This is a genomic window from Acinetobacter sp. YH01006 (genome assembly GCF_013420445.1).
In the GTDB taxonomy this organism is placed as follows: domain Bacteria; phylum Pseudomonadota; class Gammaproteobacteria; order Pseudomonadales; family Moraxellaceae; genus Acinetobacter; species Acinetobacter pseudolwoffii.
Map to the genome: position 1 here is coordinate 203,440 of NZ_VOYB01000001.1, position 12,722 is coordinate 216,161.

Sequence of the window (12,722 nt, forward strand, 5' to 3'; positions counted from 1 at the left end):
CCCAATGAGGACTTTAAATGACTAAACAACAAAATCTAAATGATCAGGCGTCATTTTCCGCACCCATTGAAGATTTGCAAGTGCGAATTGCATTTTTAGACGATTTAGTTGAACAGTTGAATGATCAGGTGGCTAAACAGACTCTGGAAATTGCCGATCTGAAAAAGCAAATGAGCCTGTTATATCAACGTGTTGAGTCCTCAGACCGCTCTGAAGGAATTGCGGATTTTGATCCAGTTGCTGATCGTCCGCCACATTATTAATTTGCAAGCAATCATTTAATAAAACCCTTATATTTGATAAGGGTTTTTTATTGCAGCTGCTATTTCACCGATGATTCGATTCATTTAATCAGCTCTCAGCCTGGAATCTAGCGATTTCTGACCTGCTTGCAGCAAGATCAAATATGTAATCTTCCACTCGGTTGGAATCTGGTAAATCCGCTGCAACCCGAATATTCACCATGAAATTATTTGACCTTTCACTCACTTCCTACTCTAATACTGGCTTTCAGGTACATTTCAGAAGCTTGTCCCATGCATCCAAAAGTTGTTCTACTCGACCTCGAAAATAATTTTCCGACGGCCAAGTTACTGCGTGAAATTGTGACGCATTATTCCAGCCTGTATCTGTTTAATTGTGCCGGAACATTTGAATTTTCATTAGAAGATTTAACCGAGCTGGCCGGCTGGATTGCGAGTGGACAGATCATCATTCTGGATACACCTGAATCGCCCCAGAAAGAATATGAATATGCGGTCATTGTCGGTCAGCTGATGGCGCTGTTGGAGCCGGAAACCGAAGTCGAGTTGATCTCGGCGATGGACAGCAGCGAGATGTTGCAGCAGATGCTGCAAGCCTCTGATATTAAATGTAGCCTGATTCAGATTCAGCCCGATGAAGTCTCTATTCCAGCAGAGCATGTTAAAAATTACCTGCCTAGTCTGGAGGCGATCCGCAACAAACCGGCCTTGCAACTGGTGAAAAAGTACTGTGATGCTCTAGGGAAAATGAGTGGTAAGCCAAATACCTTGGAAACCTTAAAAAATTCAGTTGCCAATATTCTGCACGTCATGCCCGTGAAGGCCCAGCATGTGGTCGGCATGCTGATTAACCTGAAAATTGTCAAACGCTATGATGAGCAGATCAGCTTCCGTAAAAAAGTCCTGAAACAGTGGCTACAGCTCAATCTGGATGAACAAGATCCGCTTGAAAATCCAAAACTGGATCAGGTCATGTCCCGGCTCAAAGTTGATGATGCTCCAGTTGAAGCATTGCAAACTCCAATTCAGTCAGCCCAGCAAGACCTGTTTAAAAACTTTAACCGGATTGATCCAGTGCAACTGGAAGTCGCACGTAAACTGCGCGAACTTCAGGGCGACAAACCCAAGGATATTTATGAATTACGTGATTTGCTAGAGCAGCTCTTTCCTCAATCGGATATCCGTCTGCTGCTGAAAGAGCTAATTGAGAAGGGTTATATTTACTGGAATGGTCACGAAGTTTTATATAGTCATGAAATGTTCTTGAATTAATTTTATCGTGCAAACTTGCGTTTTATATTGTGCTTATGCAACTCTAATAATAGAACATAAAGGTTGAACTATGGAAAACACTGGAATTTGGGTAGCGGTGATCATCATCATTTTTGTCATGGGGTCAATTTTTGGCTTACGTGTCAGCCCAAGAGAAAAAGCGCTTGGCATCATGCGTGACAAAGCCCGCAAAATGGGTCTGCATCCACGTTTGGTGGTTGCACCCGACTGGACCAAAATTCCAAAGGCCACTGAAAGTCGTGCCAGTATGGTTGCGTACTACAGCGTACTCATGCCAGATGCGCGTTTACCCTTGATGCGTGCCCGTGTTGTCGATAATAAACTCGAAATTGTGCAGGGTGATGAGAAATTTAAAGATTTTCCCATTGCATTAAAAGGCATTTATGCTATTGATATGCAGGCCAACTGTGTCGGATTGTATTGGGATGAACATGCTGATTTAAGAGCAGCCCAACTCGACGATATCAAAGCACTATTACACGCTTTGGCTGAACTTTAATTTAGAAATAAACAGGATTAACGGTTAATTATGGCGAACGCTCCTCGGTCCACATCAAAAAGCAGCACAGCAAAGTCTCCCGACGCTGGAAGTAAGCGTGCCTTAGTGATTGTGGAGTCGCCTGCAAAAGCGAAAACAATCAATAAGTACCTTGGTCCAAACTACATCGTAAAATCATCAGTCGGTCATGTCCGTGACTTGCCAACAGGCGGCTCTGCCAAATCGACAGAGAAAAAGCCGGCGACACGCACCAAACTGACAGATGAGCAGAAAGCTGAAAAATCACAGAATGCGTTGATTAACCGCATGGGTGTCGATCCGGAACATGACTGGAAAGCCAAATACGAAGTGCTTCCTGGCAAAGAACATGTGGTTGCCGAACTGAAAAAACTGGCAGCGCAAGTCGATGAAGTCTATCTGGCAACGGATATGGACAGGGAAGGGGAAGCGATTGCCTGGCATTTAAAAGAAGTGATTGGCGGCGATGAGTCACGTTATCAACGTGTGGTCTTCAACGAAATTACCAAAAATGCCATTCAGGAAGCCTTTAAGCATCCTTCACGTCTGGACACCAATAAAGTCAATGCCCAGCAGGCACGCCGTTTTCTGGACCGCGTGGTCGGCTTCATGATTTCACCACTCTTGTGGGAAAAGATTGCCCGTGGCCTGTCAGCCGGCCGTGTACAGTCGGTTGCGGTGAAACTGGTGGTTGAACGCGAACGTGAAATTCGGGCCTTTATTCCTGAAGAATACTGGCAAGTGTTTGCTGATACCAAATCGAAAAAAGATGACATCCGTCTGGAAGCAGTCAAGCAAAATGGCAAGACTTTAAAGCTTCGTAATAAAGACGAAACGGATGCACTGTTAAACCTGATTAAAGATGCGGATTATACCGTTTCTGCCCGTGAAGATAAGCCAACCAAAGTCAATCCAAGCGCGCCCTATATCACATCGACGCTGCAACAGGCGGCCAGTACCCGTCTCGGTTTTTCTGTGAAGAAAACCATGATGCTGGCACAGCGCCTGTATGAAGCCGGTTTCATTACCTATATGCGTACCGACTCGACCTTCCTGAGTGATGATGCGGTAAGCATGGTCCGTGGCCATATCGAATCAGAATTTGGTGAGAAGTACCTGCCGGCCAAACCCAACCGCTATGGCAATAAAGCCGGCGCGCAAGAAGCGCATGAGGCAATCCGTCCATCTACTGTGAGTCTCAAAGGTGACAGTCTGGTCGGTGTGGAGCGTGATGCACAGCGTCTCTATGACTTAATCTGGCGCCAGTTTGTGGCCTGTCAGATGACACCGGCTGAATACCTGTCTTCAACCATTTTAGTCAATGCCAATGGCGTAGAACTGAAAGCCAAAGGCCGGACGCTGGTCTTTGATGGTTTTACCCGGGTGCGTGGTGCCAACAAAGCGGATGACGATATTCTATTACCGGCAGTGAAAGTCGGTGAAGTGCTGAAACTTCAGAAGCTTGATCCATCTCAACATTTCACCAAGCCACCAGCTCGTTTTACTGAAGCCTCACTGGTCAAAGAACTCGAGAAAAAAGGCATTGGCCGTCCATCGACCTATGCTGCAATTATCTCGACCATTCAGGATCGTGGTTATGTGAAGCTCGATAACCGTCGTCTCTTTGCCGAGAAGATGGGTGAGATCGTCACCGACCGTCTGGATGAAAACTTCAATAACCTGATGAACTACGCCTTTACCGCAGATCTTGAAGGTCAGCTGGATAAGGTGGCAGATGGTGAACGTAATTGGAAAGAGCTGTTAGACAGCTTCTACGGCGATTTCAAGCAGCGTTTGACTACGGCACAAGGTGAGAACGGTATGCGCCGTAATCAGCCAGTGGAAGTGGATGCGGTACATTGTAAAGAATGTGAGCGCCCAATGCAGATTCGTACCGGAACCACAGGCGTTTTCCTGGGCTGTTCTGGTTATAACCTGCCACCGAAAGAACGTTGCAAGGGAACCTTGAACCTGACCCCAGTCGAGTCTTTGGCTGCACTGTCTGATGATGATGCGGCCGAAACCGCTGACCTGATGTCGAAGAAACGTTGTCCGGTGTGTGAAACGGCAATGGACAGCTATGTGATTGATGGCGGTCGTAAACTGCATGTTTGTGGCAATAACCCGGACTGTGATGGTTATGAACTCGAAGAAGGAGAGTTCAAGATCAAAGGTTATGATGGCCCAACCATTCCATGCGACAAATGTGATGGCGAAATGCAGCTTAAAACGGGTCGTTTTGGTCCATACTTCGCCTGCAACAGTTGTGACAATACCCGTAAAGTATTAAAGAGTGGTCAGCCGGCACCTCCGCGTGTCGATCCGATCAAGATGGAACATTTGCGCTCGACCAAGCACGATGACTTCTTTGTGCTGCGTGATGGTGCGGCCGGTTTATTTTTGGCTGCCAGCAAGTTCCCGAAAGTGCGTGAAACACGGGCACCGAAAGTTGCCGAGATTCGCTCTGTGGCTGAACAGCTGGATCCGAAATATCAGTTTATCTTGCAAGCGCCTGATGCAGATCCGGAAGGTAACCCGACTTTGGTGAAATTCAGTCGCAAGAACCAATCGCAATATATTGGCTCTGAAAATGCGGAAGGCAAGCAAACCAAATGGTCTCTGGTTTACCAGAATGGAAAATGGGTTGAAGCCTAAATAAAGTTTAAACTTAAAAAAATGCTGACGAAAGTCGGCATTTTTTATTTATGATGTGTCGATATTTTAAAAAAATAAATAAGGTTGCTTGGGGATATGTGGAAAAAGATTCGGATTCTGATTTTATTAAGTATTTTATTGATCGTTGCAGTCAATGCCTATCGTGATCAAAATCAGAACTGGTCAAAGCCGGTCATGGTTCTGTTGCATCCGATTAATGCAGATGGATTACCGACCACACAGCAATACATCCAGCAACTGTCAGTTCAGGATCTAGAAACGGCAAGAGACTTTCTACAAAAATCAGCACAGCAATATCGGAATCAACCCACTTATTTTTATTTTAATTTGGGTCGTGAGCTTAAAGTTTTACCGCCTAAAGTCCCTGAGCAGGCCTCAATTTTCGATACTGTTGTATGGAGTTTAAAGTTTCGATTTTATGCCTGGAAACAGCAACAAAGTTCGGACCCTTCTGCCAGTCTGACCCTGTTTTTAAATTATTATGATCCGGCACAAACCCGGCAATTAAAGCATTCAACTGCCTTGCAAAAAGGCCGTATTGGTTCGGTCAACCTGTTTGCCTCTCAAAAGCAGTCTGAACAAAATAAAATTGTTTTGGTACATGAGTTACTGCATGCCTTTGGTGCCAGTGATAAATATGATCTGGCCACAGGTCAGCCGATTTATCCAATAGGTTATGCATTTCCAGATCAGCAACCTGTGTTCCCACAAGCCAAGGCAGAACTGATGGCAGGACATATCCCGCTGTCCGAAACCACGAGTAAAATGCCGGGATCTCTGGATCAGACCCTGATTAATGAGATCACAGCAATTGAGTTGGGCTGGAAATAAACACTTGTAGATTCTCTTGGATTTATCCAGAATCTAGACTTTATTGATAGATAAAAATAACCATATGCCGCTTACTTTTGTTCTTGCTCCAGATTCCTTTAAACAAAGTATGAGTGCTGAACAAGCCTGTCAGGCCATGCAGCGTGGCATTCAAAACGTGTTGCCTGATGCTTTGTGTATTCATGTTCCTATGGCAGATGGAGGGGAAGGCACTGTCGATACACTGATCTCAAGTTCAAAAGGACAGCGCATTCCCTGTGAAGTGACAGGGCCATTGCCTGATCAGCGCATCCAGACGTATTTTGGCGTAATTGATGCAGGAAAAACCGCAATCATTGAAATGGCCAAAGCCAATGGCATAGATCTGCTGGAAGCTGCAAGGCGTAATCCTCTGCTGACCTCAACCTGTGGCACAGGAGAAATGATCAAGTCTGCGCTCGATTTAGAGGCCAGTAAAATCATCATTGGCTTGGGTGGCAGTGTGACGAACGATGCCGGTGCGGGAATGGCACAGGCTTTAGGCGCTCGGTTTTTAGATGCCCAAGGATTAGAAATACAGGCTTGCGGTGGAAACCTAGATCAAATCATAGCAATTGATTTATCCGAACTGGATTCACGGCTGGCGGATATTGAAATTATCATTGCATCGGATGTGAATAATCCGCTGTGTGGACCCAATGGTGCTTCAGCGATCTTTGGCCCACAAAAAGGTGCGACACCGGAAATGGTCAAGCAACTGGATCAAAACCTCAGTCATTTTGCCGATCTGGTTGCTCGGCACATTGGACGTGATCATCGTCATGTTGCAGGTGCGGGTGCGGCAGGTGGACTCGGTTTTGGCTTAATGGCATTTACAGCTGCTTCTATTCGATCAGGTGTGGAACTCATCATTCAGCAGACAGATTTAGCCAATAAAATAGCTCAAGCCGATTATGTTCTGACCGGTGAAGGCAAGCTTGATCATCAAACTAAATTAGGCAAAACCCCATTTGGCGTGGCACAAGTAGCGCAAAAATTCAATAAACCGGTGCTTGCATTTGCTGGACTGGTGGGTGATGGGATTGAGTCACTATATGAGTCTGGATTTAGTCAGATTATCAGGATTAATCCACCAGATTGTAGCCGGGAAGAAGCCTTAAAAAATGCGGAAGTGAATCTGGAAAAAGCAGTGTCCAAAACAATTAAAAATATTGAGGAACAGCGTATTTAGTTTTCTTTTACAAGATCGTCATTGCTGCACAAGCTTTACGTAATGGCAGATAATAATGCATAAGCAGATCTTGCTTTTCATGGATGAGAAGCACTGCTTCGCAAGGTAACTGAGGGTATGTCCCTATATCTCAATCCAGCAGACGGCATCCATGCTGTCGACCCTATAGCAAACAAATCAAGAGATAAAATTTGCTGCTGTTTCAGGGCGGATGAAAAGCCATAATTATAAGAGCGATCTGCTAAACTACAGCCATCCACAAAACGATGAGTGAAAATGAGTTTAGCCAACCTGATTGATGAATTAAATCCCCAACAAAAGCAAGCAGCGACCACAGAAGCAAAACACAGTTTGGTGCTGGCCGGGGCAGGTTGTGGCAAAACCAAAACCATCGTGGCACGCGCAGCTTACTTGATTGAGCAGGGTGTGCCTGCCAACCAGATTCAGATTCTGACTTTTACCCGCCGTGCAGCCAGTGAAATTGTGGCGCGTGTCGAACTGGCACTTGGTGAAGAAGCCAAGGGACTGCGAGCCTCGACCTTTCATACCTTTTGTATGTATCTGCTGCGCCGTATTCCGAAAGCTTTTGGTCTGGAACAGTTTTCGATTATTGATCGTGATGATCAGCTGATGATGTTCCGCCTGATTCGCGGTCGTGATGACAAGAAAAATCCCAATCATTTGCCTAAGCCTCAGGAATTATGTGATTTGTATTCCTTTGCACGGAATACCCGGCAAAAACTCAGTCTGGCATTAGAAAAACAGATGCCGGAATATCTGGCCCTCAAAGATCAGATTGCCGAGATTATGAAAGAATATGAAGCACGTAAGCAGGCACGCAGCTTTCTGGATTATGACGATATTCTGGCGGTAGTGGCGACAGCTTTGGCACAGTCCGAAGGTCTGGTCGACTATGTCGCTTCCATATGCCGGCATATGCTGGTCGATGAAATGCAGGATACCAATCCATTGCAATGGGCTTTGTTGGAGCCACTCAAAGACCGGATCAGCCTGTTTTGTGTGGGTGATGATGCACAGTCGATTTATGGCTTCCGTGGTGCAGACTTTGAAAATATTCACCATTTCAAAGAACGTGTGCCAGATGTGCAGATTTTTAAATTAGAAAAAAACTATCGCTCGACCCAGGAAATTCTGGATTTGTCCAACTGGCTGCTCGATCAGTCTGAAATCAAATATGACAAACGTCTGGAAGCGTATCGCGGAGAAGGTGTTAAGCCGCGTATGCATATCTTCCCGAATGAGTTTGATGAAGCCAAATGGATTGCGATTGATATTAAAGAACGTCATTATCTGCAAGGCAGTAAGTGGGGCGAGCATATGGTGCTGGTTCGTTCCAGCTTTGCCGCACGGCATATTGAAGCGGCCTGTATTGCAGCCAATGTGCCGTATCGCTTTATTGGTGGCATGAAGCTGCTGGAAACGGCGCATGTGAAAGATTTGCTCAGCATGCTGCGCGTGGTCGCCAATCCGCTGGATGATATTGCATGGATGCGTTTCTTAACCCTATGGAATGGCGTTGGTGATGTCGGTGCCAGCAAGCTGTCACAGCAGCTATTGGCTGAACCTGAAATCGATCAGATTGCAAAGAAATTAGAACAGTTTGGCAAGATTCCGCTAGAAACCATTCTGATCATGCAGCAGATGAGTGTGCTCAAAGGCGAAGTGCAAGCCTGTGTCGGTCTTGCGATTCAGGCGATTGAATCTCAATTGGCAGAAAACTACAAAAAGGACTGGTCGCGTCGTCAGAGTGATTTTGAACTGGTCAAACAACTGGCTTCAAAGCATTCACAGCTGAGTGAATTTTTAGAGGAATATGTGCTCGATCCAGTGTCGATTTCGGAAATTGAACGCCAGTCCGATCATGATGTGGTGACCCTAATTACCATTCATTCAGCAAAAGGCACCGAACAGAATGTCTGTTATGTGGCCAATGTCACGCCGGGAAATTATCCGCATGCGCGCGCCCAAGGCGACTTTGATGATGTTGAAGAAGAACGTCGTGTGCTGTATGTGGCGCTGACCCGGGCCAAAAATGAATTGATTCTGACCAAACAAAATCTGAATCACTGGGCGCGGGAAACGGTCGATGCGCAGGGACGTAAAGTCGAAAGTTATTTCTTGAATGATCTCACCCGGCATTTATGCACCACGGAAACCCATTACAAAACCCGGCAGCAGACCGTGAAAAGTGCCTTAATTGAACGTCAATCGATTAATTTAGATTTTGGCATTGATCTCGATTAAACTATAGCAAAGTTGTTGCATACAAAAAGTAGAGTAGGCGCGTGCTTTTTGATATTTTTTGCCTATCTTCTTAAGGTTATCAGATGAAAATTTTAGTTCGTAATTTAGAACGTACGGTCACAGAAGCCGAGTTGCTGAAGTTGTTCCAGGAATATGGCACAGTGAATACTTGTACTTTGGTGCTCGATGCGGCAACCGGGAAATCAAAAGGTTTTGCCTTTGTAGAAATGCCGCATGCACGTGAAGCCATCAAAGCCATTAAAGGCCTGAATACTTTGCGCTTGCACGGACATGGAATCCGGGTAAAACAAGCAGAAGATAAGCCCGAGGCTTAAACTGGAAAAGGAGCACTTGATATGCTCCTTTTTTATGGCTGAAATTTAACCTTGTTGTGCTCATGGTTGTACTCGTGCAGGCAGTTAGATTTTCTGGATTTCAGTACTGGATGGATTCAGTTTAAACATGTTTTGATTGCGAAATGAAAGCGAACCTTTTACTTTATAAAAGCCAAAATTTGTTTAAAACCTTAGGAAATATCAATGACCCGTGTTGCTCGCTATCATGCGGACCGTACCAATCAAAAACTGTATTTTGCCCGTCTTGCCTGCCAGCAGGCAGAGCAAACCCAGCATGTGCAACAGGCTCAGGCACAACGTGAGGCGACTGTATTTCATTTACATGGCGCTTTATTGGCATTTTTGCAGGAACTGGTGCGTTACTATCGCCTGAATGATGCCAATCCGACGCTGAAATCGATCGAAGAACTAATGGCAGCCAAAGGCCAGATTTCACCCGAAGTAGCCGTATTACAACACTTATCCAAGAGCGGTTTCATTGCTGAACTGAAACGTGCCTATCGTCTGTGCCAGTATGCGCCTGAACCGAGTACACCGGAACCCGAAGACGAAACCTCCTCAAATCTCATCATTAAAGTCACACAGTCTCCACAAGCATGGTTACCTGATCCTGCTATATTAAGAGAATGGCATCGTGACTTAACACAACTCATCGATGGTTTTCGCAATGAGATGATTGAATTTTAATCGGATCGACCGTACTTGAAATTAGAATTTTTAACCCTATATCAATTACTCTAATGATGCAAAGTGCACCCGGCTCTTTGCCACCATGTTGAACATGGAGGATATATGTCTATAGAACAGTTGAAAGACTTATTTGGTAATCAAGACGCGATTTTAGAACTCGTTCAACTTGAAGGTGGTGCCTTGGCTTTACGCAATGCAGGTTCGCATAAACAGCCTTTGGTCATGATTCAGTTTAATGACGAGGTGAAGGCTCTACTCGGAGAGCAGACGCCTGTGATTGCGCAGCAGATGATTCAGGCGGCCCTGTATGGCTTGCTGGAACAGCAGGTCAATGAATGGCAGGCTGAAGTGGTAGATGAAGAGCCGAAGTATATGAGTTAAGATTAACAATGTATTCAAAAGCACACTATCGGTGTGCTTTTTGATTTTAAAGGGTTGGGGTGAGTTAGATTTTAGGTACGAGCTCAAGGTGAATTTCAAGAAATGAAAACCTCGTTTTTTTGATTTTACTCCTGATGATTTGAAGTCAGCTTATTACAAAAAATCTTGTGATTATGCATAAAAAAAGTTGCCACATTGGGCAACTTTTTTTATGCAGAGAGATTAATGAGAAGGGGGATGCTGATGCGCAATTTCGATCTGGTTTAAAATATGATTACTCATATTCTTCGCCATTTCTTCTTTGGCATAATACACCGCGCCGATATTATCACGACGGATCGCTTCAGCTTCTTCCTTGCTTTCGGCACAGACCAGTACCTGAATTTTCGGATTCAAGGTCTTGGCAATATCTACAATTTTATGAATATCGATGATATCCATAGGGGAAATGACCAGTAAGCGCGCATGTTGAATATGCGCCTGGATCAAAACACCGGCTTCAGTCGCAGCGCCTGAAACCGCGGCAATACCTTTTTCACGCAGATTTTCGACAATATCGCGGTTTTCTTCTGCAATAACCACCTTGATATTTTCTTCCATTAATGAGCGGGTAATACGACGACCCACTTCACCATGACCAATCAGCACCACCTGATCACGCAAGTAATCCTGTGAAACTTCATCGGGTAACATTGCCAATGGATCACCACTGCGTTCCAGTAAGCGTGCCAGGGTCGAGCGTTCCCGAATCCATTTTTGTACCGGTTCAATCGCGGAGAAGATAAAGGAATTAAGAGTGATCGAGATCAATGCACCCGCCAGAATCAGGTTTTGACCTTCTAGTGAAAGCAGATTCAGTGACACCCCAAGTGCTGCCAAAATAAATGAAAATTCACCAATCTGTGCCAGCGAAGCGCCAACAGTCAGCGCGGTATTGATTGGATAGCGGAAGAACAATACCAGTGCCATTGCTGCAAGAGTTTTACCAATCAGAATAATGCCGACGACTGTCAGCACATGGAGTGGCTGTTCCAGTAAAATACGCGGATCAAACAGCATGCCGACAGAAACAAAGAATAAGATTGAGAAGATTTCACGCAGCGGCAAGGTTTCTTGTTCCGCGCGATGACTGAAATCTGACTCTTTCACCACCATCCCGGCAAAGAAAGCCCCCAGCGCCATAGATACCCCAAAAACCTTATAGGCCCCAAAGGCAATCGAGATGGCCGCAGCGACCACAGTCAGGGTAAACAGCTCACGAGAACCCAGACGTGCCACGACTTGGATGATCATCGGCACCAGACGTTTACCAATAATCAGCATAAAGGCAATAAAGCCTGCGACTTTCAGCAGGGTAATGCCTAAAGTGGCCCAGATATTTTCATCGCTCGCACCTTCAAGTGCTTGTCCGCCTAGAAGTAAGGCAGTGGCCGGCAATAATACCAAGGCCAAGACCATGACCAGATCTTCGACTAAAAGCCAACCGACGGCAATCCGGCCATTAATTGAATCGAGCAGACCACGATCACCGAGTGCTTTGAGTAGAACCACCGTACTGGCACAGGATAGGCTTAAACCGAATACGAGCGCAGAGCCAAAGCTCCAGCCCCATAACATCGAGACTCCCACTCCGAGCAGAGTGGCGACTGCAATTTGCAAAATTGCACCGGGCAATGCAATCCGCCGCACCTGCATCAGATCACTTAGCGAGAAATGCATCCCGACCCCGAACATCAGGAACATGACACCTAATTCTGCCAGCTGGTTGGCCAGATGAATATCGCCGACCACACCGGGTGTATTGGGACTAATCAGAATGCCGGCCACCAGATAGCCGATAAGTGGAGGGAGGCGCAGACGTGCAGCGATATAGCCAAAAACCAGGGCTAAGCCAAAACCAACAGCCAATAATATAATGAGTTCTACGTCATGTGGCACTAAATACTCCTTTAGTTAGGTTTGCTGGGAAATAAGCACAAAAAGTGCCAAAACATGTAGAAAGTTTATCAAGTGGGGTAAAAAAAATGCAAAAAAAAACGACCTGAAAGGGTCGTTTTTTTTAAAAAGCCAAAATTATTTGATTTTAGCTTCTTTGAAGATTACGTGTTGACGGATTTTTGGATCAAATTTTTTGATTTCCATTTTTTCCGGCATAGTACGTTTGTTCTTAGTCGTGGTATAGAAATAACCTGTACCAGCTGAAGAAACTAAGCGAATTTTATCACGCATGGTTCAGACTC

General features: G+C 45.4%; 12 protein-coding genes. 10 read left to right on the top strand and 2 right to left on the bottom strand.

The genetic code is table 11. From position 1 onward, the window contains the following. Positions 1-17: 17 nt before the first annotated feature. The 10 genes from FTT73_RS00995 (at position 18) to FTT73_RS01040 (ending at position 10,482) form a co-directional block, all read left to right on the top strand. The gene (locus tag FTT73_RS00995) at positions 18-263 is read left to right on the top strand and encodes a SlyX family protein (RefSeq protein ID WP_005095502.1); all 246 of its coding nucleotides are present in this window, start codon (positions 18-20) and stop codon (positions 261-263) included. A gap of 273 nt (positions 264-536) precedes the next feature. Next, complete coding sequence (locus tag FTT73_RS01000) at positions 537-1,535, top strand: hypothetical protein (protein ID WP_005172818.1); 999 nt, start codon at positions 537-539, stop codon at positions 1,533-1,535. A gap of 70 nt (positions 1,536-1,605) precedes the next feature. Next, entirely contained in the window at positions 1,606-2,055 is a 450-nt protein-coding gene (locus FTT73_RS01005) for an ammonium transporter (RefSeq protein ID WP_005095506.1), read from the top strand. A 30-nt stretch (positions 2,056-2,085) separates the two neighbouring features. Then, positions 2,086-4,728: a type I DNA topoisomerase gene (gene topA / locus FTT73_RS01010; RefSeq protein ID WP_180049845.1), complete on the top strand. Its 2,643-nt coding sequence runs from the start codon at positions 2,086-2,088 to the stop codon at positions 4,726-4,728. Positions 4,729-4,824: 96 nt separating this feature from the next. Then, a complete protein-coding gene (locus tag FTT73_RS01015) occupies positions 4,825-5,580 on the top strand; it encodes a hypothetical protein (RefSeq protein WP_005172813.1) in 756 nt (251 codons plus the stop codon). Between the two features lie 64 nt (positions 5,581-5,644). After that, the gene (locus FTT73_RS01020) at positions 5,645-6,790 is read left to right on the top strand and encodes a glycerate kinase (RefSeq protein WP_180190875.1); all 1,146 of its coding nucleotides are present in this window, start codon (positions 5,645-5,647) and stop codon (positions 6,788-6,790) included. A 276-nt stretch (positions 6,791-7,066) separates the two neighbouring features. Then, complete coding sequence (locus FTT73_RS01025) at positions 7,067-9,055, top strand: ATP-dependent helicase (protein WP_180190876.1); 1,989 nt, start codon at positions 7,067-7,069, stop codon at positions 9,053-9,055. 83 nt (positions 9,056-9,138) lie between these two features. Then, positions 9,139-9,390: an RNA-binding protein gene (locus FTT73_RS01030; protein ID WP_005095517.1), complete on the top strand. Its 252-nt coding sequence runs from the start codon at positions 9,139-9,141 to the stop codon at positions 9,388-9,390. Between the two features lie 204 nt (positions 9,391-9,594). Further along, complete coding sequence (locus FTT73_RS01035) at positions 9,595-10,098, top strand: DUF6586 family protein (RefSeq protein ID WP_005172799.1); 504 nt, start codon at positions 9,595-9,597, stop codon at positions 10,096-10,098. A gap of 105 nt (positions 10,099-10,203) precedes the next feature. Beyond that, positions 10,204-10,482, top strand: a complete 279-nt coding sequence (locus tag FTT73_RS01040; RefSeq protein ID WP_004278462.1) for a hypothetical protein — start codon at positions 10,204-10,206, stop codon at positions 10,480-10,482. A gap of 222 nt (positions 10,483-10,704) precedes the next feature. Here the strand turns inward: FTT73_RS01040 and FTT73_RS01045 are convergent, their stop codons facing one another. Next, entirely contained in the window at positions 10,705-12,420 is a 1,716-nt protein-coding gene (locus FTT73_RS01045; protein ID WP_005172795.1) for a cation:proton antiporter, read from the bottom strand. 135 nt (positions 12,421-12,555) lie between these two features. Further along, positions 12,556-12,711, bottom strand: a complete 156-nt coding sequence (gene rpmG / locus FTT73_RS01050; RefSeq protein WP_001205031.1) for a 50S ribosomal protein L33 — start codon at positions 12,709-12,711, stop codon at positions 12,556-12,558. Between the last annotated feature and the right edge of the window lie 11 nt (positions 12,712-12,722).